Annotated in this window: 23 protein-coding genes; 14 read left to right on the top strand and 9 right to left on the bottom strand. The window is 44.8% G+C overall.

What is annotated here, in order from left to right; translation table 11 throughout:
• The first annotated feature begins 338 nt into the window (after nucleotides 1–338).
• Nucleotides 339–881: a hypothetical protein gene (locus AWH61_RS14140; RefSeq protein WP_075177416.1), complete on the top strand. Its 543-nt coding sequence runs from the start codon at nucleotides 339–341 to the stop codon at nucleotides 879–881.
• Nucleotides 882–972: 91 nt separating this feature from the next.
• Here the strand turns inward: AWH61_RS14140 and AWH61_RS14135 are convergent, their stop codons facing one another.
• Nucleotides 973–1,236, bottom strand: coding sequence for a DUF7218 family protein (locus AWH61_RS14135; protein ID WP_075177415.1), 264 nt, complete (start codon nucleotides 1,234–1,236; stop codon nucleotides 973–975).
• Nucleotides 1,237–1,606: 370 nt separating this feature from the next.
• Between AWH61_RS14135 and AWH61_RS14130 the strand changes: the two genes are divergently transcribed.
• Nucleotides 1,607–2,788, top strand: a complete 1,182-nt coding sequence (locus AWH61_RS14130; RefSeq protein WP_075177414.1) for a pyridoxal phosphate-dependent aminotransferase — start codon at nucleotides 1,607–1,609, stop codon at nucleotides 2,786–2,788.
• Nucleotides 2,789–2,862: 74 nt separating this feature from the next.
• On the opposite strand, the gene AWH61_RS14125 is transcribed toward AWH61_RS14130, so the two are convergent.
• From AWH61_RS14125 to trhP, 4 genes are all read right to left on the bottom strand, one after another.
• Nucleotides 2,863–4,038: a saccharopine dehydrogenase family protein gene (locus tag AWH61_RS14125; RefSeq protein WP_075177413.1), complete on the bottom strand. Its 1,176-nt coding sequence runs from the start codon at nucleotides 4,036–4,038 to the stop codon at nucleotides 2,863–2,865.
• Between the two features lie 138 nt (nucleotides 4,039–4,176).
• Nucleotides 4,177–5,406, bottom strand: a complete 1,230-nt coding sequence (locus AWH61_RS14120) for an aminotransferase class I/II-fold pyridoxal phosphate-dependent enzyme (protein ID WP_075177554.1) — start codon at nucleotides 5,404–5,406, stop codon at nucleotides 4,177–4,179.
• A gap of 118 nt (nucleotides 5,407–5,524) precedes the next feature.
• Nucleotides 5,525–5,770: a YfhL family 4Fe-4S dicluster ferredoxin gene (locus AWH61_RS14115; protein WP_014949784.1), complete on the bottom strand. Its 246-nt coding sequence runs from the start codon at nucleotides 5,768–5,770 to the stop codon at nucleotides 5,525–5,527.
• A gap of 3 nt (nucleotides 5,771–5,773) precedes the next feature.
• A complete protein-coding gene (trhP, locus tag AWH61_RS14110) occupies nucleotides 5,774–7,270 on the bottom strand; it encodes a prephenate-dependent tRNA uridine(34) hydroxylase TrhP (RefSeq protein WP_075177412.1) in 1,497 nt (498 codons plus the stop codon).
• 333 nt (nucleotides 7,271–7,603) lie between these two features.
• On the opposite strand from trhP, the gene AWH61_RS14105 reads away from it, so the two are divergent.
• Both AWH61_RS14105 and AWH61_RS14100 read left to right on the top strand, forming a co-directional pair.
• Nucleotides 7,604–10,051, top strand: a complete 2,448-nt coding sequence (locus tag AWH61_RS14105; protein WP_075177411.1) for a zinc-dependent metalloprotease — start codon at nucleotides 7,604–7,606, stop codon at nucleotides 10,049–10,051.
• Between the two features lie 27 nt (nucleotides 10,052–10,078).
• Entirely contained in the window at nucleotides 10,079–10,714 is a 636-nt protein-coding gene (locus AWH61_RS14100) for a hypothetical protein (protein ID WP_083605960.1), read from the top strand.
• Here AWH61_RS14100 and AWH61_RS14095 read toward each other — a convergent pair.
• Nucleotides 10,711–11,139 carry an Lrp/AsnC family transcriptional regulator gene (locus tag AWH61_RS14095; protein WP_075177553.1) on the bottom strand — a complete coding sequence of 143 codons (429 nt, stop codon included), beginning with the start codon at nucleotides 11,137–11,139 and terminating at the stop codon, nucleotides 10,711–10,713. The genes AWH61_RS14100 and AWH61_RS14095 overlap by 4 nt on opposite strands.
• Before the next feature lie 138 nt (nucleotides 11,140–11,277).
• Between AWH61_RS14095 and AWH61_RS14090 the strand changes: the two genes are divergently transcribed.
• A complete protein-coding gene (locus AWH61_RS14090; RefSeq protein ID WP_061095260.1) occupies nucleotides 11,278–12,393 on the top strand; it encodes an aminotransferase class I/II-fold pyridoxal phosphate-dependent enzyme in 1,116 nt (371 codons plus the stop codon).
• 35 nt (nucleotides 12,394–12,428) lie between these two features.
• Complete coding sequence (locus tag AWH61_RS14085; protein ID WP_170870513.1) at nucleotides 12,429–13,331, top strand: Rossmann-fold NAD(P)-binding domain-containing protein; 903 nt, start codon at nucleotides 12,429–12,431, stop codon at nucleotides 13,329–13,331.
• 202 nt (nucleotides 13,332–13,533) lie between these two features.
• Here the strand turns inward: AWH61_RS14085 and AWH61_RS14080 are convergent, their stop codons facing one another.
• Both AWH61_RS14080 and AWH61_RS14075 read right to left on the bottom strand, forming a co-directional pair.
• Nucleotides 13,534–14,652, bottom strand: a complete 1,119-nt coding sequence (locus AWH61_RS14080; protein WP_061095258.1) for a M14 family metallopeptidase — start codon at nucleotides 14,650–14,652, stop codon at nucleotides 13,534–13,536.
• Nucleotides 14,653–14,743: 91 nt separating this feature from the next.
• Nucleotides 14,744–15,514: a HesA/MoeB/ThiF family protein gene (locus AWH61_RS14075; protein WP_075177408.1), complete on the bottom strand. Its 771-nt coding sequence runs from the start codon at nucleotides 15,512–15,514 to the stop codon at nucleotides 14,744–14,746.
• 124 nt (nucleotides 15,515–15,638) lie between these two features.
• Between AWH61_RS14075 and moaB the strand changes: the two genes are divergently transcribed.
• From moaB to AWH61_RS14040, 7 genes are all read left to right on the top strand, one after another.
• Nucleotides 15,639–16,145: a molybdenum cofactor biosynthesis protein B gene (moaB, locus tag AWH61_RS14070; protein ID WP_014949775.1), complete on the top strand. Its 507-nt coding sequence runs from the start codon at nucleotides 15,639–15,641 to the stop codon at nucleotides 16,143–16,145.
• Complete coding sequence (moaC, locus tag AWH61_RS14065) at nucleotides 16,142–16,621, top strand: cyclic pyranopterin monophosphate synthase MoaC (protein WP_075177407.1); 480 nt, start codon at nucleotides 16,142–16,144, stop codon at nucleotides 16,619–16,621. The genes moaB and moaC overlap by 4 nt, the downstream gene beginning before the upstream one ends.
• A 165-nt stretch (nucleotides 16,622–16,786) precedes the next feature.
• Nucleotides 16,787–17,035 carry a MoaD/ThiS family protein gene (locus AWH61_RS14060; protein WP_075177406.1) on the top strand — a complete coding sequence of 83 codons (249 nt, stop codon included), beginning with the start codon at nucleotides 16,787–16,789 and terminating at the stop codon, nucleotides 17,033–17,035.
• Nucleotides 17,036–17,037: 2 nt separating this feature from the next.
• Nucleotides 17,038–17,511, top strand: coding sequence for a molybdenum cofactor biosynthesis protein MoaE (locus tag AWH61_RS14055; RefSeq protein ID WP_014949772.1), 474 nt, complete (start codon nucleotides 17,038–17,040; stop codon nucleotides 17,509–17,511).
• A complete protein-coding gene (gene modA, locus AWH61_RS14050; RefSeq protein ID WP_075177405.1) occupies nucleotides 17,493–18,725 on the top strand; it encodes a molybdate ABC transporter substrate-binding protein in 1,233 nt (410 codons plus the stop codon). The genes AWH61_RS14055 and modA overlap by 19 nt, the downstream gene beginning before the upstream one ends.
• Nucleotides 18,726–18,727: 2 nt before the next feature.
• Entirely contained in the window at nucleotides 18,728–19,423 is a 696-nt protein-coding gene (modB, locus tag AWH61_RS14045) for a molybdate ABC transporter permease subunit (protein WP_075177404.1), read from the top strand.
• A gap of 1 nt (nucleotide 19,424) precedes the next feature.
• Nucleotides 19,425–20,666 carry an ATP-binding cassette domain-containing protein gene (locus AWH61_RS14040; RefSeq protein WP_075177403.1) on the top strand — a complete coding sequence of 414 codons (1,242 nt, stop codon included), beginning with the start codon at nucleotides 19,425–19,427 and terminating at the stop codon, nucleotides 20,664–20,666.
• A 2-nt stretch (nucleotides 20,667–20,668) separates the two neighbouring features.
• On the opposite strand, the gene hemN is transcribed toward AWH61_RS14040, so the two are convergent.
• On the bottom strand, nucleotides 20,669–22,042 hold the full coding sequence (gene hemN / locus AWH61_RS14035) for an oxygen-independent coproporphyrinogen III oxidase (protein ID WP_075177402.1): 1,374 nt from the start codon (nucleotides 22,040–22,042) through the stop codon (nucleotides 20,669–20,671).
• Nucleotides 22,043–22,125: 83 nt separating this feature from the next.
• On the opposite strand from hemN, the gene AWH61_RS14030 reads away from it, so the two are divergent.
• Nucleotides 22,126–22,941 carry an SGNH/GDSL hydrolase family protein gene (locus AWH61_RS14030; protein ID WP_075177401.1) on the top strand — a complete coding sequence of 272 codons (816 nt, stop codon included), beginning with the start codon at nucleotides 22,126–22,128 and terminating at the stop codon, nucleotides 22,939–22,941.
• Nucleotides 22,942–22,949 lie beyond the last annotated feature (8 nt).

Raw genomic sequence — 22,949 nt, 5'->3', positions numbered from 1 at the left:
CACGTTATACGTTGATTTAACTATGAATAAAAATGACTTAATTTCATTTTTATATGAATTAATTTCATTTTAAGGCGGAGTACTTACTGAGAGTGAGCCATGATTCGGTTCCCGCTGTCCTTGGGGTTATCGCAGCTCTGTATCATTACCCCTCTATGGCTTTCCTACCCATCAAAGCAGTATAAGCCGCAATAGGTTCATAAAGACTTACACTTCTAAAGTTAGAGGACTTGACTTACTTAAGTCACAACTGAATACTCGAAATAGAAACTTGATACGGGAGGTTAAAACCTCCAATAACTTTATTTTTATCTAATAGGAAAGCAAGGAGGCATCCTGTGAATCTTTTAAACCGCATCAATTTCGCTTCTACCTCACGGTTTTCATTAGTTTTGGCGGCTGGTGTATTTTTTAGCGGCATGGCTAGTGCTACATCACAAACTAGCGACAAAGAAGAGTTTGTGGAACCCAAGGACGTAGAAGTCGTCGAAGTAAAAGGGAAAGTTAATAAGAGTAGTGGTTTTTTCCTACGCAAAATCCAGCGAACGGAATTGGATTTTTTTAGACGCTTTAACGATCTAGCGGACAACAAAAAATTCAAAGTAAAATGCAGAAAGGAATCATTTGTAAACAGTCGAATCAAGAAGACTGTCTGCTATCCTCAGTACGCGCTCGACCGAATGTATAAGGAAACTCAACAGGCGCTTAGACAGCAAATGCCTAAGCCAACCATGAAAGATATCGAGGACTTAACGGTTGATGAAAGAGAAGAGTCTTTTGCCTATATGGAAAAGGTCATTAAAAAAGACCCTGAACTGACCAAGTTAATGATAAAAATGCGTAAAGCGCAGCTTGAATATGAACAGTGGAAGGCGCAGTAGTCGGACATTGATAATACGTAAGCGCTCAAACTTAATGTTGGCCGTGTGTGTATACCTCAACCGGTGCGTCGTAACGGCCAAAGCGATATTTCTAGTGATTACGAAGAGCATCAATTAATTCGTCTTTGCTCATTTTAGAGCGACCTTCAATACCCACTTCCTTGGCCTTTTGATACAGTTCATCTTTAGTGCGATCCTCGCACTTTTTGCCTTTACCACCATCTTTAGAAGGCGTTTGTTCGCTATTGGCTTGCGCATTGGCAATGCGTGCCGACTTCTCTTTACTGTAGCCTTCATCGCGAAGGGCTTCGTAAGTGTCGTCGTTTTTAATTTGGTTGCCGTGGTCCTTAGCCATGTTTAACTCCTGTTTTGCATACTGAGTAATCGATTAATGTTTCGCCGTAATTCTTACTTTGTATTTATATAGATGGATTACACAGTCGTTTAAAAGGCAGGGTTCAAGTGCGAAGAACCAATAGCGAGAGAGTGCTGCGCCTTTAACATCAGAAAAAATGTCATTCATCGCAAACGCCAAAAACGACAAAATAACGCTGCACCGTAATGTAACGACTTAACGCGTTAAAACTTCTTATGTTGTCAATTTTAGTGCGCCACATGCACGTAAAAAGTGCATTTATGTCAATGGTTTAGGTTTTTCATGCTATTGCGCGTTCAAAATTAAGCCTTTAGTCTAAAGTGAATATAGACGGAAGGCAGAGCGAAATATGAATAAAAATGAACAACAGAGCACCGTGAATTCTTCACGCCGTAATTGGTTAAAGTCTGTGGGATTAGGTGCAGGAGCAGTAGCGCTAACGACCAGCGTTGACAGTATTATGGGCGACCTTCGTGCCGCAGGTATGCAAACTGAACACTTCCCGTCTGCTACCCCCAATGTAAACGATGGTCTTATTCGCTTATCGTCAAATGAAAACGCCTTTGGGCCGTCAAAAAAAGCCGCAAAGGCAATGCAAAGCGAGCTTTTAAACCTAGCGCGTTATACCGACGCTACGGTTGAAGTGTTAGCGCAAAAAATTGCTGAGCAAGAAGGCGTATCTGCTGAGCAAATCGTAATTACGAATGGATCTTCACCTATTCTTTTTGGCTATGCGGACTGGATCACCAAAAACGGCAATAAGCTGGTAACGTCTATGGCAACCTACGAAGGCGTACCACGGGGCGCTGAGTTTATGGGGGCAGACGTGATCTACGTGCCGTTAGCCAATGATATGACTTTTGACCTAGATGCAATTGAAGCTGCAGTAACCGAAGATACGACTGCTGTGTACGTATGTAATCCAAATAATCCGACAGGGAGCATGGTAGATGCGGCGAAGCTTACCGCTTTTGCAAAACGCGTATCGAAGAAAGCACAGGTTTTCATCGATGAAGCCTACATTGAAATGTCTGATGCTTACCCCGCTAATGTGCAATCGAAGCTAGTAGCTGAGGGGGACAACGTGGTGATTTGCCGCACCTTCTCTAAAATTCACGCCATGGCGGGACAGCGTCTCGGTTACGCCATCATGCCTGCTGAGCAAGCTAAAACAATGGGCGGTATGCTGCGCATGGGTGGTGTGAATTACTTGGCATTAGTAGCGGGTATGGCAAGTATGGATGATCATGAGAACTTAAACACAATGCGCTCACGCATTAAAACTGAGCGTGAAAAGTTAGTAAAAGTAGCTAAAGAGTTAAAGCAGCCGTTTGCGCCAAATCCACAAGGGAATTTTATTTACATGGATACGGGCATGCCGCACGATAAATTTGCAGAAAAGATGAAAGCTCAAGGTATAAAGGTTGTAGGGCGCACGTGGCCTGGGTACGACTCATGGTCACGTATTAGCGTAGGGACACCTGAAGAAACTGACGCGTGCGTTAAAGCATTAAAAGCGGTACTCGCTTAAAAAACAACAATAACACCTAGCGCAGAGAGAAAAGGCTGAACGCAATTTGTGTTCAGCCTTCGTTTTTTGAATCGCTATTTCTCGATAGCAAACGTTAAGCCTGCTTTTTCTTCTAAACGGCGGATAAGCTTGTTACCAAGTGCTGCCGCAGGTGTGAAGAAACCACCAGATAAACTAACGTCTTTGCACAAGCAAAGGGCAGATTCTGAAATCATTTTACTGGTAGAGCCGTAACCTGGATCCTTGTCGCCTTTTACCGATACGGCTAGCATATCACCATTGGTAGCGGTACCCACAAACATGACATCGTAAAAGCCATTTTCGCGCTCTTCTTTGCTCGGGCCTTCACCTGGCTTAGGGCCATCATCACTTGCAAGCGACTTATCTTTGGCAACGTGATTCGCCATGGCTTCACCTTTCTCACCTGGACCAGTCATCATCATTTCATCATATTGAAAGTTCTTGCCGTAGCTATATCCGCCCAGGTAGTTCGTGCGATGAACGTTTTTAGTATTGATGGCCGCCATAATAAATGGTGCAACCCATGTGCCTAACTGCTCATCGAAGTAAGGTTTATTGCCATCGGGCTGTGGCTGATTTGACGCGCCATCGGTTAATGAGTGCGGGTTAATAAGTGCCGCCATGACAGACTTATCTTTGTGCGCAGCCGCCATGGTCGCTTTTAAACTTGCAGCCGTACCGCCAGAGAACGTGCCCTGCATTTTACGAACGCGACCTTTTACATATTCAATGACATCGCCAGTTTGCTTTTTTGCATGTTCTTGAAGGTAGTACACACCAAGGTCAAAAGGCACAGAGTCAAAGCCACACGAGAACACAATGTTTGCGCCGGTTTCTTTAGCTTTCGCTTCGTATTTATTGATCATTTGGTGCATCCAGGCTGGCTCACCGCAAAGATCTGTATAGCCGGTGCCGTTATCGACACATGCAGAAAGTAACTTTTCACCGTAAATTTGATACGGACCAACAGTGGTAAGTACAACGGCTGTGCGCTTCGTCAACGCATTTAGCGCGTCATCATCATCACCATCGGCTACAATGCTAGCAACGCTTTCACTAATGCCTAGCTCCTTTTTTACGCCGTTGAGTTTAGCTTCGTTTCGGCCTGCGACCGCCCACTTAACGCTGCTGTCGCTGCCATACTGAGCCTGAAAATATTCAGCTACTAACTTACCCGTAAAACCTGTAGCACCGAAAATAACTACATCAAATTCCCGTTCGTTACTCATTGTTTTGTCCTGTTTTATTTCGTTTCGACACGTGTCATCAATATGCGTTACTCAATATACGCACAAGCACCCATATCTATCATTTTTTTCGGTAATATTTGTCTATTCACGAAATTAAATGGTGAGCATAAAAAAGCGTTAGCTTAATGATTCTACAAACTCAGCAAGCCGTGAAAGCCCTTCCTCCAAGCGTTCAATGCTAGTGGCGAAAGACAGTCTTACGTAATGGTTGGCATTGTGCTCACCAAAATCATTACCCGGCGTAAGCGCTACATGATGTTGTGAAAGTAGGGCATCACAAAATTCAATTGCACTTAGCCCTGTGTGCTTAATATTGATGTAGGCGTAAAACGCACCGTCAGGCTTTGCATCTAAACCAAGCCCCATATTTTCAAGTGCACTAAAAACAAGGGAAGCACGCTTTTCCAGCGTATGGCGGTTTTGCTCGCATTGCGCCAATGCTTTTGGTGTAAAGCACGCAAGAGCGGCCTTTTGCGATAGGGTAGAGGGGCAAATAAACAAATTCTGCGCGAGTTTTTCAACGATGGGCGTCATCGCTTCAGGTACCACACACCAGCCAAGACGCCAGCCGGTCATGCCAAAATATTTGGAAAAACTGTTTATTACGACCATTGTTTCTTCAAGCTGTGCATTGGCAAGTACGGTTTGAAGTTTGGTATCAGTGCCCAAGGTCGATTGGGAAGCGAATGTATCATTGCGTACATCAAGATCAGCCGAAAGCGATAGATCCAAGTAAATTTCGTCAACAATTAAAAAGCCACCTTTGGATTTGCAGTACTCGCCAATTTTAGTCAACTCTTCTGCATCTATAACCGTACCAGTAGGATTGGCAGGTGTGGCAATAAGTACACCTTTCGTGTTGTGCTTCCAATTATCTGCAACACTTGCAGCGGTTAGCTGAAAGTTATCCTCACTGCGTGTTGGTACCAGCGTTACCTCTGCGCCAAATGCGTTTAAAAATCGTCGGTTACAGGGGTAAGACGGGTCTCCCAATATCACGTTGTCGCCTGGTTCAACCAAGGCAGCACTTGCCAAAAGTAAAGCGCCAGAAGCCCCAGCGGTCACTACCACTCTAGAAGGGCTTACCGCTACGCCATGTTTAACTTTATAAAAGCGTGCAATGGCTTCACGTAGTTCAGGCATGCCCAGCGCCGAGGTATAGGGAAAATCTGGGGCACTCAAGCTTTCTTTCATTGCCGCGAGTACTGCCGCGGGTGCGCCGAAATCAGGCTCGCCTAAATTAAGTCTTATAACATCTTTACCTTGCTGTTCTAGTGTCGTGGCTTTTTCGCCATAGGCCATAGCAAGAAACGGAGAGATCGCCGTAGCGCGAGAGGCAAACTTCAAATTAAAACCCTTATTAGTAAGTGCCAATTCAAACTGTACCGCAATTAGTGATCACTCTTGGTCATGATTCAAGGGAATTCTTCGAGAAGTACAATTAACTCGCTGACTTACTTCATAGCTAACTATTTAAACGAACAAACTTTTCGGCCAGCTCGTCTAGTGACTCTTTATTGTGCGGGTCGGGCTTAACCACATCGATAGGGCATACCGCTGCGCAAGTAGGCGCATCGTAATGCCCCACGCATTCTGTACAGCGCAAAGGGTCTATTTCATACACTTTATTACCCATGCTTATAGCGGCATTAGGGCATTCGGGCTCGCACATATCGCAGTTAATGCAGCTATCAAGAATAAGCAGTGCCATACATTATGTCTCGCTTGCGTTTTCGGGTGTTACTGCACTAGGTGCTTTTCGAAACGGATTGCGGGTATCAACGCCTTCATCTAGATTTCGCAGTAGTAGGGCAAAATTTAAAGACACATCGCTAGGTATCGGTATTCTTACTAGGTGCCCTGAACCTCTAGCATCCGTAATAGAATGGTTTTTCTTATCCAGCATTTCACTCAAAATAAAGGTGATGTTGCCGCTTGGCGTCATCAACTCGAGCGAGTCACCTACACAGAATTTGTTTTTAACGTTTATAATTGCATAGCCAGACTCTTCACAACGATCAATCACTTCACCAACAAATTGTTGTTTATCGCTGACTGAGTGGCCATACTCATAGTTCTGATACGCGTGGTGTGCATGGCGACGCAAGAAACCTTCGGTATAACCTCGATGAGCTAAAGTTTCCAAGCTTCCCATTAATGTACTATCAAATGGCTTTCCTGCTACCGCGTCGTCAATTGCTTTTCTATAGACTTGAGCGGTTCGGGCACAGTAGTAATGTGATTTAGTGCGGCCTTCTATTTTTAAACTATGCACGCCCATTTGGGTTAACCTGCCAACATGTTGCACGGCACGCAAATCTTTAGAATTCATGAAATAGGTGCCATGTTCGTCTTCAAAAGCTGGCATCAGTTCGCCAGGCTTTTCCTTTTCTTCTAACATAAACACTTGGGAGCTTGGCGTGCCTTCACCAAGGGTAGGAATTACCACTTGAGGTGCTGTAACTGCCTTATTAATCTCACTGGTTAGAACGATGTCGCCAGTTTCGTTTTCCTCGCCTGCCTTAACATCGTAAGACCATCTACAAGCATTGGTGCAAGTACCCTGGTTTGGGTCGCGTTTATTCATATATCCAGACAATAAGCAGCGGCCCGAATACGCCATACAAAGCGCGCCATGCACAAATACTTCTAACTCCATGTCTGGAACATGTTCGCGAATAGTTTCAATTTCTTCCAAAGAGAGCTCTCGAGACAAAATAACGCGCTCAATACCTTGTTTCTGCCAAAACTTCACCGTGGCGTAGTTCACCGCATTGGCCTGTACACTCAAGTGAATAGGTATTTCAGGGAAGGCGTCGCGCACCATCATAATAAGCCCTGGGTCTGACATAATTAACGCATCGGGCTTCATAGCAATTACTGGTGAAATATCTTTAAGGTAGGTACCTAGCTTACTGTTGTGCGGAGCAATGTTGCTTACTACATAGAACTTTTTACCTAAAGCATGTGCTTCTTCTATGCCTATCGCTAAGTTCTCAAGGCTGAATTCGTTGTTTCTTACGCGAAGCGAGTAGCGTGGCTGCCCAGCATAAACAGCATCAGCGCCATAGGCGAAAGCGTAGCGCATGTTGCGTAAGCTACCCGCAGGTGCAAGCAACTCTGGCGCGATTAAGGTTTGGTTTGGCAATGTTGAAACTGAGTCTTCACGTAGGTTAGAAGAGCTGCGATTAGGTGATAATTTTGAAGTCATAGATAAAAACCGCTACTAGACGCTTTAAACAAGGCGGCGGATTTTATAAGCCGTAAAATACCTCTACAACCCAAACAAAGCTTGGTGTTGACCAAGATCAAATAATTTGGCGTCGCTCATGTTTTTGAATGTTTAAACGGCAATTGAGCAGAGTCAATGCCAGCTGTTTTATTCTATATAGTTGCGTTTTTAGTGCATTACCTTCGGTAGTAAAAACCAAGCCCGTTCACACCTAAATAATAAGCAAAAAGAGCGCATTAAACGATGAACTACCATGGGCAAAACCCACCACATAGGGTAGGCTAGAAATTCACAATAATAAGGACTAACTGCATGCTGCAATTGAACATTTTTCATAAAGCGGCACGACAAGTAAAAGCATCGGGCAAATCGGCCATTGCGATTACGGTATTATTTGTCGTGTCTACGTCTTCCGCATTGGCAGCGCTGCCAAGCATTGGTGAATTCACCAGCAATATGACCAAAAAAGATGGTTTAATTCCTGTTTACTATGACGATGAAAGTGACAAAGTTTACTTGGCGGTGCCAACAGACCACGCCGAATACCTGTTTCAAAGCAGTTTGCCGTACGGCGTAGGGTCTAACGACATTGGCCTTGATCGCGGCCAGCTAGGCAATACGCGTTTAGTAAGCTTTGAAAAATTTGGAAACAAGGTTTTATTAAAGCAGCACAACACCAAATACCGAGCAGCCCATGGCAGCGACGCTGAGAAACAGAGCATTGATGAAGCCTTTGCTGATTCGGTTATCGCAGGTTTTACGCTGGTAGCCAAAAACGACAGCGCCAGTCTAATAGATTACACACCGTTCTTATTAAGCGATATCCATGGCATTGGCAATCGCTTAGCGGGAACTAACCAAGGCAGTTTTAGCGTAGATAACATGCGAAGCGGCGTGTATTTACCTAAAACCAAAGGCTTTGAAAAAAATACTGAATTAGAGGCTTTAGTCACCTTTGCAGGTAAGAAGCCAGGCGAATACGTGCAGCAAGTTACGCCCGACCCAGAAAGCTTGTCGGTGCACTTGCATCATTCGTTTGTGGCTCTGCCTGATGATAATTACACGCCCAGAGAGTACCACCCGTACTCGGGCTACTGGAAATTCAGTTACTTTGATTATTCAACGCCTATCAGCGAGCCTACTGAACAGCGTTTTATTACCCGCCATCGTTTAAACAAGAAAACCCCGCATGCTGCAATGAGCGAAGCAGTAGAGCCTATTGTGTATTACCTAGATCCTGGTATTCCAGAACCCGTAATGACCGCGCTTAAAGAAGGGGCGAGCTGGTGGAATCAAGCCTATGAAGCCGCAGGCTACAAAGATGCGTTTCAGGTGAAAGTATTGCCCGAAGGTGCCGACCCAATGGACGTGCGCTATAACGTAATCAACTGGGTACATCGCGCAACTCGCGGTTGGTCTTATGGTTCGTCGGTTGTCGACCCGCGCACTGGTGAAATTATCAAAGGTCACGTTACGCTCGGCTCATTGCGTGTAAGACAAGATTATTTAATTGCCCTTGGCCTAACCAGTCCTTTTAAGGACGGGAGCACCGACACCACTGCACAGCAAGAAATGGCTTTAGACCGCATTAGGCAACTTTCAGCCCACGAAGTAGGGCACACATTGGGTATAGCCCACAACTTTGCGGCAAGTGAAAATAACCGTGCGTCGGTAATGGATTATCCTCACCCCAAAATTAGTATTAAAAACGGCAAAATTAGCTTGGAAGGCGCGTATGATAAAGGCATAGGCGCATGGGATATTCACGCCGTCGCGTATGGCTATCAAGATTTTGCCAGCGACGTAGAGGCAACGGAAGCCTTGGCAAAAATTATCGTAAAAGGCCGTAATGAGGGTTTAAGTTTTAAGTCAGACCCCGATACCCGTAGTAGTCGCCATGCATCGGCAAACGGCCATATGTGGGAAAACGGTAGCAATCCGCTAGATGCTTTCGATGAAATTTCACAAGTACGCGAACTGGCGTTAGCCAATTTAGGTTTAGACACCTTAAGCCCAAATAGCAGTTTATCCTCTCTTGAAAATGCTTTAGTGCCTATTTACTTACTCCACCGTTATCAGTTAGAAGCCGTTGCAAAGCAAGTCGGCGGCTTAGTGTATGAATACGAACGCAAAGGTGACTATACCAAAGCACAGGGCCAACAGTTTGTAGCGCCTGCAGTGCAGCAACGCGCTATGCAGCAGTTAATTACGGCCACTACCGCTGATTACCTGACGATACCTGAATCGGTACTCGCCCTTATTCCACCGACAGCGTATGGCGACGATATTACTCGCGAGCACTTTAAGGGCAAAATGGGGTTAATGTTAGACCCTGTTTCTGCGGCCGCTTCTGCATCTAACTTTGCGTTTGAATTACTATTGCACCCAGAGCGCTTAAACCGCTTGGAGTGGCAGACAAGAAGCACTAATGACAGACGCAAAAAAGTAGGCGTTTCTATGCTGGTGAAGCAAATACTTAACGTTCACTGGTATAAAAATAAGTCACAAAGCCCATTAGCTAAACGCTTACAGTTAGTGGCGTTAAATGCAGTGATGAAAGCAGTAACTAACGATAAGTTGGCGCCTGAAGTAAGAATGGAAGCCGAACTTGCTCTGCTTGAATTTAGCGAATGGTTAGACGACAAAGCAGACGACAATCAGTATGAAATACTGAAAGAACAGTTCGATACTTATTGGGCTAGTAAGGCATGGCCAAGTACCTTTGAAGTAGAGCCGCTACCGCCAGGTTCGCCGATTTAAAATGCGCTGTTACCAAGGACGCTGCTGATGCAAAACCATAGTAGTAAAAAAACGTCAATGCCGCACAGGGATGCTGCGGTACGGCGTATTCCTGTATTTGTTGGGCTACTGCTAATTCTCATACCTTTAGCTGAAAGCGTTAATGGGAGTGTTTTGTGGGGGATGAACTACCATTCCCCAAAGCTCATGTCACAGGTCGGGGATATGGTAGCCTGGGTGAAATTGATAGCGGTATGTGTAGGTGTTTACCTGATTTTTAAGCAGAAAGGTGCACTTAAGCTTTTGTTCAAAAATAAATGGGTTTCTAACATCCTTAACATTTTTATCGCTGTAGTGGCTTTTATTCAGGTTAACCTAGGTTTTTTTGACGTCGCAATGGATATGGTGTTAACCGATAATACAGACTACTTTCATAAAGAATTTGAAATAGGCAAAAACACTATTTACGTGCATACCCTAGACCAAGGTGCTTTGGGAAAGGCTTATCATAACTTTTACTTAAAATGCCCACTTCCTTTACACCGTTTTGAATTAAAACCAATTGAACAAATAGACTGGGTTTTAGATTTAGAGCTTAAAGCAACCGATGTTGGTTTTAGCGTGTTTAACGGACGTGGAGAGTTTAAACATGATATTGGTTTGAATGGGATAAATTGTACTTAAATTGTGAGCGGCTTCCTCGTCACGCTGGACAATATCATCATTGTATTGGACTCTGCCATTATTGATAGATCTTCCAAAAAGCCGTCTAGTGCTTTCATTGAATCTGTCGCTACTTTCATAATGAAGGCGCGTTCACCCGTCACATTGTATCCTTCAACGATCTCTAGCCGTTCTTTCATAAATGCTAGTATTTGCGGCTCCTTACCAATAAATACACGGGCTTGAACCATGGCTGTAATAGGTAATCCCATGTTGTGGCTATCGATTGTTGCAGTATAGCCAGTAATTACGCTTTCCTCTTCTAATCGCTTTACGCGTTCAGCAACCGCGGGGGCGGAAAGGTGGACACGTTTCGCTAATTCCGAGAAGGAAATACGCCCCTCAGACTGCAAAATATGTAGAATATTTCTGTTAATCTTGTCCATCTTATTTTTCCAAAGTAAACGCAGCCTTTTCCTTTGTTTTACAAAGTTAAATGCGCGAAATTCAATTATTGTGTTATTCATCGCTTAGTAGGTCAAGCATACACTAAGCAGTATCAATTGACCTACAGAAGACAAATCATGCAAATCGATGAATTTACACTTGAACGAATCCAATCACTCTATGAAAACTTAGTTGAACTGAACCTATCTGATAGCGGTGTTCACCCATATCGATTAAACGAACTGCTCAATCAGGAGCAGCAACAAGAGCTATTGAGTATTGAACTTGGATACGGTTGGACTAATGGTAGTGTGCAACTTCGAGAGCGCATTGCTGCCCTATACAGCAATCGAACTTCTGACAATGTAATCGTTACAAATGGCTCGGCTGAAGCAAATTTCCTAATGGTAATGAGCTTACTTGAAAAAGGCGATGAGCTAATAGTTATTGTTCCTAACTACATGCAAATAGCTGGGTGGGCTAAGTCGTTAGGGGTGAAGGTCGTCGAAATTCCATTATTGGAACAAGACGGTTGGCTACCAAACTTTGAACTGCTAGAAAAAAGTATATCGGCTAACACCAAGATGCTCACTATTTGTCATCCCAACAACCCAACGGGATCTACGCTGCCTCTTGAACAAATACAGGAATTGGTGAACTTTGCAAAACGGCACGACATTTATATCCATGCTGATGAGGTATACAAAGGTGCGGAGTTTGATGGAAATGAACTACCTAGTTTTGCAGATGAATATGAAAAGGCGATTATTACCTGCGGCTTGTCAAAAGCTATGGCGATGCCTGGTTTACGCCTAGGATGGCTAGTTGGGCTACCCGACGACATCTACAAAACGTGGCAGTGTAAGGATTATACCAGCATCACCACTAGTGCTGTAAGCGAATATGTAGCGAATATAGTGCTAGAACCAACCTTTCGGCATCAGGTATTAACCCGCAGTAAAGAATTCTTAATAGATAATCTAAATAGAATTAGTGAGTGGGTCGATGAAAATTCCTGGGCCTCGTTTGTACCGCCCAAGGCAGGAGGTATGGCATTTATTCGTTATGATTTACCAGTTAACTCGACTGAACTTGCCCACGAGTTTAGACAAGAATTGAGCGTGCTTATTTTACCTGGTGATGTGTATGGCTTAGACGGTTACTTCAGAGTAGGAATAGGCGCGCCTAGCGATCATTTAGAAAAAGGGTTGGAGAGAATTAGTCATTATGTGAAGCACAAATATGGGGTGTAAACATGAAGATTGTCACTAAATCTGAAATTCTGACCGTGTTGAGGCAATTCGACCCATTACTTGATGTTGAAAGTGGATTTGTTGACTATTCCAAAGGCTTAGCGTGCATCCCGCCTGTAAGTGAACTAGTGCTTGAGAAAGGTGAAGTACATATTAAGTGCGGTTACCTCAAGGCTGGAGTTCATTATGTGATTAAGGTTGCATCAGGCTTTTATGGCAATAGTGTATTAGGCTTGCCGTCCAGCAACGGCTTGATGATGCTGTTCTCCACCGAAACAGGTGAAGCCAAATGTTTACTGCAAGATGAAGGTATTTTAACCGACCATCGTACTGCAATTGCAGGCGCCATTGTTGCCAAGTATTTTGCTCCTGCCGTGGTCTCTGCCATTGGGGTAGTAGGCACTGGTATTCAGGCACGTCTTCAGGTGAAGCGAGTGAGTCAAGTGACGGGATGTAAGAAGATAATAGTGTGGGGACGTTCAACGGAAGCTGCTGAACGCTTTAGACGGTCCATGCAAGTCGAAGGTTATAGTGTAGAGCTTATCGAGCACTTGGAGTCGTTGGCGGAGAAGTCAAACCTTATCATTACCACAACCCCGTCTTCCCGACCGTTACTAAGCCAGAAGATGATCCAAGCAGGAACATTAATAATTGCAATTGGCTCCGATACACCCGAGAAGCAGGAGCTGGATACAGATATTTTGGTGAATGCCACCAGAATTATTGTGGACAGTAAAAAGCAAAGTTTAACACGTGGTGAGGTATCTAGAGCACTTCGTGCATCCGCTATTGGTGAACATCAAGTGTTCGAGTTGGGAGCAGAAATCGCAAAGGGGAGGCGACCAACGATGGCAACAGAGACAACGGTTGTAGATTTAACGGGTTTAGCAGTTCAGGATTTAAAAATTGCCGAATTTGTACTAAATAGGATTAACTAAGCTTTATCTTGCTAAATATTCAGTGAATCTAGCAAAACGGACTATTTACCCTTGCGTAGTTCGCCAATTTTTCTCGTGAAAAAGGTGCGCTTTGTAGCTGCTTTATGAATCAGCGAATAAGCGCTCCCTTGGGGCGGTTGCAACAAACTCTAGTCCAATTTGTTGCAACCAAGTTCGCATCGTATCTATTTGTAGATAAAACCTACAATTCCCGATAATTAGTAAACACCTTGTAAAGCTGCGTCCCACTCAATACCGAAGCCGACGGGAAGTGTAGAATAGGGATCAAATCGCAAGGCGCTTCTAAGGTCCTGCTGCCGTTGTCGGTATCCAGATCGTCAATATTTAAAATTTGCGCCAGTGGTTCGCCTTTCTTCACCGTTTGGCCTGGTTTCGCCATGTACTCCACCATGCCGCCCCAGTTAGTAAACAGGGTTTTATAGTCTTTTAAATACACGCCTAAACGCTTCATTTCTGTCGGTTTAATATCGCATTCGTGCAATACGCCTTTGGCGTTTAAGTAGCTAAGAATGCTGGTGGCGTCTATATTACCTTCGTTAAAGTCGATAACTTCTTGGCTACCCATTTCAAGCGTAAACGCTTCAACGTTAAAGCTTACCTCACGCGCTAAATTAGTTTTTATGCTTTCTTGCAGTGTCCACCATGGGCAGAACGTCGCTTCGTCCAACGCCCCCGCAAATACGTTTGGAATAAAAATACAATGGGGAATGTTAAACAGCTTAGCACTGTCTTTGGCGTACTCGGGAATATAAACGTGACGGGTAGACACCGGGCCGTTGTGGAGATCTAACACGAAATCGGCATTTACTGCCATTTGCTGTAGCTTTAGGTTCAACTGCTGCGCTAGTCCTAGGCCCCAGGGTTCAGCCAGTTTGTTGTCGATAGCGTTAGATAAGTGAGCACGAAAACGTTGTTTTATGCCTTCAATAGACTCTTCGCGGGTGACTGTTTTGGCGAAATGTTCAACTGCATCTTTATCGAAGAAGTAGCCGCGGTTCCAGTTTGTGCCGTTCACAGGATCGAACCGGCCTAATGTGTACTCACCGGCTTTAATGTTAGTACCAATGGGATTACAGTTGGGCACTAGGATAATTTCGCCGCAAATATCCATGTCTTTTAAGCGCTGAATGAGATGGTAAATTACCACGTTGCCTTGCACTTCAGCGCCGTGAATAGAGCTTTGAATATACACAGTAGGGCCAGGCCGCGCGCCCTTCATACGATAAATTGGCACGTTCATGTTACGTCCAGACGCGTTTTGCGCCACTACCATGTGTTTTTTCACTACTTGGGTTGTCATTTAAATCAACCTATTTTCTGTCTTATTCTTTGTTTAAATATGCTGCTTTTAAACACAGCTTTTATCATCCATGCTGCAAAAGCACGTATAGTTAGCAAGCACATAGCTCGCAGTCTACGCCTTTAGGTAGCTTCCAGTTTCGCCACTCGTGCGACAGAGCATCAAACGTCATTAACGTGTTTTTAGGAATATTATCGAAATCCATCAATACTTGCATGGCAAGCATAGCTTGGTAAGTACCAACAATATTTACTACTGGCGAGAATATACCTGCCTCAACACAGCTTAGGTCAGGCGATTCAAATAGCGTCCGCAAGCATGCATAGCAACGGCTCTCACCGGGTATAGCTACGAATAGCTGGCCTTCAAAGCGAATGGCTGCACCCGATACTAGCGGGGTATTTAGTTTAAAACACAGTAGGTTTATTAAATCTCGCGAGTTTGTATTGTCGGTGCAATCTAGCACAACGTCAGCACGCTCTATGGCTTGTTTTAATACTGGTGAAAGCTGAGTAGAGCTGGGCGCCGAAAACGGTTCTGCTATTACGGTAATGTCGCAGTCGCTGTTTATTTCACTAAGCCGCGCTATAGCCGCCTCTACTTTATTTGTGCCTACATCTTGTTCGCTAAACAAGGTTTGCCTTGGCAGGTTGGTGGCCTCAACTGTGTCGTGGTCGATAAGTGTAAGAGAGCCCACGCCACTGGCGCAAAGGTTAGTAGCAGCCGCGGTGCCAAGCCCGCCAATACCAATGATACAAATATTGGCGTTTAGCAGCGCTTCTTGACCTTCTAGGTCCACTTTTGGAAGCACGATATGGCGGTTATAACGCATAGCCTGCTGATGAGTTAGGCTTTTAGACATAGTTTATGCCAACTTAGTTGTTGAATTCATGGCGTGCACCCTTATAAAGTGATTACCAAATAGTATTTTGGCTGGTACTTTATCAAAAACCGCCAAAATGTCGCATATCAAATTAGGATTTCATATGTCAGTTGTCAGCCAACCCCTTAATATTGCCGTACTCACTATTTCAGATACGCGCACCCTCGAAAACGACAAGTCGGGAGACTACTTGAAAGAGGCGCTTACCTCGGTTGGCCATAACCTTTACGATCGCGATTTGGTTAAAGACGATATTTATCAGCAGCGCGCCGTGGTGTCGAAATGGATTGCCGATAAAAACATTCACGCTGTCTTAATTACCGGTGGTACAGGTTTTACCCACCGCGACTCAACGCCAGAAGCGATCAGTGTATTGTTTGATAAAGAAGTTGACGGCTTTGGCGAGCTATTTCGCCAAATTAGCTATGAAGAGATTGGTACATCAACCATTCAGTCTCGCGCAGTAGCGGGCTTTGCTAATAATACGGTTATTTTCTGCCTGCCAGGTTCAACAGGCGCGTGTCGTACGGCGTGGGAAAAAATTATTTCTAGCCAACTTGATGCCGACTTTAGACCGTGTAACTTTGTGAAGCATTTGGTGGAAGCATGAGTACCTTTAGCCATTTAAACGCTGGCGGTGAAGCCAATATGGTCGACGTTAGCGACAAAGACGTTTCCAAGCGAGAAGCCACAGCAGAAGGTTTTTTATACGTAAGCGAAGACGTTATTCGCCAAATCTCTGAATCAAAAATTGCAAAAGGTGATGTATTTGCAGTTGCCCGTGTAGCGGGTATTCAAGGGGCGAAACGCTGCGCCGATCTTATTCCTCTTTGTCACCCATTGGCACTGTCAAAGGTGGATATTAATTTTGACATTCAGGCCGATCAGAACCGAATTCAAGCCACCTGTTATTGTAAGCTAAGCGGTAAAACCGGCGTTGAAATGGAAGCGCTCACGGGTGTAAATGTGGCGCTGTTAACCTTGTTTGATATGTGCAAAGCCATCGACCCTGGCATGCATATGGAAGGGGTACGGGTACTGGAGAAAAAAGGCGGTAAGACAGGCCACTGGCGGTCCGACACCTAGTTTTCACAAAGGCCAGTGAAAGGCCAGTGAGCTAAAAAAGTAACGTGTATAAAGCGAACAAGCATTCAAGACGCAACGCACTTTAGGCTCAACGTATTTCCGAGGCTTGGAAAGATTAATTAGCGCGCACAAAGCAACCTTAACAACGTAGATAACAGGCAAAGCATGCAGGTAACGGTAAAAACATTCGCACAAACCAGAGAGATTACGGGAGAGGACAATATCGCGCTTCATATAAGCGAGAACAGCACTATTGAGACCGTGATATCGCAGCTTAAAACGCGTAGTGACAAGTGGGCATTAGCCCTAGAGGGCAGTGTGCTAACTGCCTGTAATCAAGAGCTCTGCGATCACCAAACCGAACTTAGCGACGGTGATGAGCTGGCGCTATTTCCACCTGTGACTGGGGGCTAGCTATGTTCGCGCTAGTTCAAGTTGAAGATTTCGATCAAGGCGAGCTGTACGCTAGGCTAAAACAGTCGGCAGATGAGAAGGCCTGCGGTAACACCGGCGCGATTGTTACTTTTACCGGGCTGGTGCGAGATTTTAATAACGCTGGCGACATAGACGGCATCGAATTAGAGCATTACCCGGGCATGACTGAAAAAGCATTAATGCTTCTGGTTGAACAAGCGAGCGAACGCTTTTCACTTAACAGTGCTGGCGCACTGCACAGAGTAGGGCGCATACACAACAACGAACAAATTGTATGGGTAGGTGCCGCCGCTCCCCACCGCCAGGCGGCGTTTGATGCTGCCTGCTACTTAATGGACATGCTTAAACAGTCGGTACCGCTTTGGAAAAAAGAATTTAAGGGCGATAAATCTGAATGGGTTGCGGCAAAAGCATCTGACGATAAAGCGGCACTTAAGTGGATGCGCAAAAAGTAATGGTTTTTTCTTTGGCAATGCGACTTTCAAGCTTTGTTAACTTGGCCATGCTTATTTTGGTAAGTGCAAGTGTAGCCCTAGGCGTTACGGCTCTTTCAAGTTCTGTGGCACAGGCGAGCAGTTTTGAAGCGGCGAATAATACTGTAAATGAAGGGAGTGTTAGTAGTGCCGAAAAACAAAACCAGTCAGTAAATTTCAAGCGCGACGAAAAAATTAACATAGCCGTTGCGGCAAACTTTGCAAAACCGCTAAAGAGTATTGCCGAGCAGTTTACTGAGCTAACCGGCATAGAAGTCGCGGTAACGGTATCTTCTAGCGGTACTTTGTATGCGCAAATTCAACATGGTGCTAGCTTCGATGTTTTTCTATCCGCAGATCGCGCTAGGCCGCAAGCGTTGGTTGATAACAACGTAGTTCACCACGGCAATCTGGTGGATTACGCTAAAGGCAAGCTTGCGTTTGTCTATGCTGGCGAATTATCAAATGAGGCGCTCAGTGAAATATCTAGTAAGACATCCAGTGAAAGGAATTGCGAGAAGATCGCGCGCTCATCTACTGGAGACACAACTGCACAAATAAACGTTCAGCTTACCGATTGCTTGTCGAAGCAGCTTGTTCAATTAATGGAAAATCCACAAAACAAGGTAGCTATCGCAAATCCTAAACTGGCTCCCTATGGTGATGCTGCGCAACAGACGTTGCAAAACTTATCCTTATGGCAACAGTTTTTACCTCACAGAGTGATGGGTAAAAACGTGCTACAAACCTTGCAGTTTTATACCACCGGCAGCGTGAAAGGGGCGTTCGTTGCGTACTCATCGGCGTTAGATTTGCCTGCAAACTTATCTTCTAACTTGCCTTCTAATTTTAACAGTGTTGTGAATACCAAAAGCGCCGATGCTTTTACGGTTATTGTCCCAGTGCCTGAAACCTTGTATAAACCCATCATTCAGTCGTTGGTGGTTAACAGTAAAACGGTAGCTACATTATCTCCGAATCTGTTCGAACCACTTCCAATCAAAAATGCGGCAGCGCCAGTTGATGAGCCTATTCACAACGACAACGTTGAGCCAACCAGAGCATTTCGTTTGAGTGACGCTAATGGAGTGTCATCACCCAGCCTGTTCGTACAGTATTTAATGTCGCAAGGGGTGCAGCACAGCTTAATTGAATGGGGCTATGAACCTACCATTGCATCGGGCGTAGGTAACTAAGTATGCTCACAGAATTCTTCGGGGCATCGACACTTGAAGCTATTTTACTTACCTTTAAGCTGGCCTTTATAACCAGTGGTTTGCTGTTGTTAATCGCATTGCCGTTAGCGTGGTTTTTAGCGAAATGGCAGAGCAAAGCTAAGCCTTTGGTGATGTCGATACTCGCGTTGCCTTTGGTGTTACCGCCAACTGTGCTGGGTTTTTATTTGCTTATTGCTTTTTCGCCGCAAAGTGCGTTGGGGCAGGGATGGCAAAGCCTAACCGGGAGCAATTTAGCATTTAGCTTTGAAGGTTTGGTGTTCGGGTCTGTCATCTACTCCCTACCATTTGCTCTGCAGCCTTTGTACAGCGGCTTTTCACAATTGGATACCCGTTATTTAGATGTAGCAAAAACGCTGGGGTTTTCGGCTTTTGAAGCTTTTATAAAAATAGTGCTGCCTTTAAGCAAAGCGCCCATCGTGGTGGCATTAGGCTTAAGCTTTGCACATACCATAGGCGAGTTTGGCGTAGTACTAATGATAGGAGGCAATATTCCTGGAGAAACTCAGGTGCTGTCTATCGCGCTATATGAACAGGTAGAAGCGTTGGAATATAACAGTGCACACAACCTTGCGCTGGCCCTTCTGGTTTTTTCATTCGTGATGCTCGCGGCGCTCTATCGTTTTAACGGTGTCGCACGAAGTGATGAGGCGCGTTAACATGCAAATATCCGCGCAACTTTCTAATCGCATTAACGCACAAATCTCATTGCAGCCGCAAAGCCGATTCATTGGGGTTACCGGTCCATCAGGTGCGGGAAAAAGCAGCTTGTTTCGCGCCCTAGCTGGCGTAGAAAAAAGCGCAAGTGTGCAAATGCCGTGGACCTCTCAAAAGGTCGGTATCGTTTTTCAGCAGCCCATGCTATTTCCCCATACCGATGTGCGCGGTAATTTAGCCTTGGCGCAGCGTCACGCAAGCCCTAATGCAATGTCTATCGACGCCTGCTTGCGCGGCTGTTATTGCGAACATTTAATCGATAAGCCTGTTCAGGCGCTTTCTGGTGGAGAAGCGCAGCGGGTCGCGATTGCGCGTGCGTTGGTCAATGGACCAGATGTGTTATTGCTAGATGAGTCGTTAAGCGCAATTGATATCTTCACCCGTCGCAAAATTTACCAGTTTTTGAACAATTTGTGTGTGTCGGGGAAGCTCACATGCCTTGTAATCTCTCACGATTTAGATGACCTTGCCTTGTTCAGCGATGAGTTGGTTTTTATTGACCAAGGCCGCACCGAGCTTTGTGGAAAAACGCGCGATGTATTGACTCAAGTATTCGAAAAAGAAGGATTTGCGACACCGTCTAGCGTACTTGAGGGATTTAAAGTTACTGCGCAAAGCGACGCACACGACAGCAACCAGTCACAAAACGCCGTTGTCAGCTACAAACACGGTAGCCAAACGCAACAAGATCAAAATGCTCTAACCTTACAAGGCAATGAGCAGTGCCAGTCGGAAAACGGAATTGAGCGCGTTGAGGTAGCGGGGCAAGAGATATTCGTCACTGCAGAATCAGTGTCCTATTTGCCTCAGCAAAGCGGTGAAAAAGTTTCTGTTCGTTTTGCAGTTAAAGCCTATGATGTAAGCATTGATACCAATACTGCTGACTTTGGCAATGCCAGCACAATCAGTATTTTAAATGCGCTGCCATGTGTTATATCTAGCATCGAACCCGTGGTGAATCCACTCAGTCCCCTGAACGAGCCTGAAAATAACGCCGATACAAAACTCGCAGATACAAAGCTAACTTCTAAAAAGCTAGCGACCGTAAACAGCGCGAAAGTGTTGTTAAAACTTGATGTACTAGGCAGTAACCAAACCCTTTATGCCAGCATTAGCTGTATCTCTCTATCGCGTCTTAAGCTTGATGTAGGGATGCAAGTGATTGCGCGGTTTAAATTGCCCTAGGTTTAAATGGCTTTGGAGTAGCTACTGAGTATTTCACTTGCGTTCAAATAAGCGTCGAAACGCGCACAAATAGCCCGAATGTAAATGCGAGCAGACTCTGGCACTCGAATATACCGAGATGTCGTTTCGATAAGCCCGTCTTCTTTAAGTTCTTCAAGGTTGTTTAAGGCTGAAGCAAAGTATTCATCAAAAATGATGTGGTGCTTGTCGGCAATTGCTTGCTTGTCTACCGCTAAATTGCACATTAAGCTAGAAATCACGTCTCTGCGAATAAGGTCGTCGACACTTAATGACAGCCCAACCTTTGCATTGGGCAGGTGGTTGTCTAACCGACTGTAATATTCTTTTAGCTCCTTAGCATTTTGCGCAAAGGCGTTACCTACCGTGCTAATGGCTGATACTCCGAACCCTATAAGGTCGGTGTCTCCACGTAAAGTATAGCCTTGAAAGTTACGGTGAAGCTCGCCTTTATTTTTCGCAATAGCCAGTGAGTCTTTGCTTAAGGCAAAATGATCAAGACCAATCATTTCATAACCTATGTTTGTAAAGCTGTTAACGGCAAGCTTGTAAAGCGCCGCTTTTTCTTCACTACTTGGCAGTGTTTCTTCAGCAAATTTACGCTGCGCTGCGAACCTTTCGGGAAGGTGTGCATAGCTAAAAAGCGAAATACGATCTGGCATCATGGCTTTTGTCGCGGCGATGGTTGATGAGAACGTTTCAATTGACTGATTTGGTAAACCATAAATTAGATCTAAGTTAACTGAGTCGAAACCCAGCGACCGAGCCTCGAATACTAAATCGGCAATGTGAGACGTGCTTTGTACACGATTTATGGTTTTCTGAACATTGTAATCAGTATCTTGTAAACCAAAGCTAATGCGTGTGTAGCCGAGACATTTTAAGTTTTGAAGATAGTGTTTATCGATATTTCTGGGATCTAACTCAATTGACAGTTCAGCACCTGCTTCAAAGGTAAAGTGTTTCTTAAGCAGGTACATTAAATAAGTATGCTGAGTCTCGCTCAAAAAACTGGGTGAACCGCCACCCAAGTGCAGAGAAACTGCACGCCTGCCGTCAGTTAAATAACGCTTAGACAGGATTTCTTTTTCTATGTAATCTAAATATTCGTCCGCTTTTTCATTGTGACGCGTCACCATTTTATTGCAGCCACAGTAGTAGCATAGCGTTTTGCAAAATGGAATGTGCACGTAGAGACTTACTGCCGGCGCTTTTGACACTGCAAGTGCTTGTGGAAGTATGTCATCTTGTAGCGGTTCAAATTTAAGTGCAGTAGGGTAAGAGGTATAGCGAGGAGCATTCAACGCATATTTGGTAATGGTTGATACGGGACGTTGTTGTACGGCAATTATAGTCATATTGGCTCTGCACTTATATGTAGATATCTAGGCGCGAATTCAATTCGATGGTTAAAGCTTAATGGATTGCTTAGGAGGCTGATTTGATCTACTTCAAGGTTTTGGTATTAAACCTGATAATTGTTTTACTTCTTCCAGTCATTTTGCTTCAAGCATTGTGGGTGAGGAAGAAGACCGCTGTACTGCCAGAGCCCGACGGCGAGCGGGTATTAACCTCAGCCGATAGTAAATTGCTATTAACTAATAACGTTTTGGTTATAGGCGATTCTGCTGCCGCTGGTGTTGGTGCAACGACGCAAATGGGGGCACTCACAGGTCTGCTGTACTCAAACCTTGTTAAGCATGGGCCAACGCGAGTGACGTTGAATGCTAAAACAGGTTTTAAAAGTGAAGATGTGCTCAAGCTTCTTCATGAAATGCCTGCCGAGCACTTTTCGTCGGTGCTCGTCTCTATTGGTGTTAACGACGTGACCAAATTTGTACCGTTGAAACGGTGGCGACAAAACATCGATGCTATTAGTACGCTACTGTCAGATAAATTTCGGTGCGAAGCAATATTGTTTACTGCGCTACCGCCAATTCATTGCTTTCCTGCGCTTCCGCAACCTTTGCGTGCACTATTAGGTTACCGCGCGTGGTTACTAAACCAAGCTTTGGCTGATAGCGTAACAGCCCGGGCTAACGCAGACATATTATATGTTAGTGCACTTAATGTGGGCGGAACTATGACGGATATTCAGCAAAGTGGTTTGATGGCAGAAGATGGCTTTCATCCCTCCACTAAAGGCTATGAAATATGGGCACACTCAGCCCTTGAAAAACTTTCCACGCTTTACAGCACCACAATGGGCACGACAAAAAAAGTCACAGCAAAAACTGATGTAACTGCGACGAAATAATCGCAGTG

The organism is Alteromonas sp. W12 (assembly GCF_001924945.1).
GTDB lineage: Bacteria > Pseudomonadota > Gammaproteobacteria > Enterobacterales > Alteromonadaceae > Alteromonas > Alteromonas macleodii.
The sequence above is the reverse complement of the archived record's forward strand: the minus strand, read 5'-3'. Positions and strand labels throughout refer to the sequence as shown.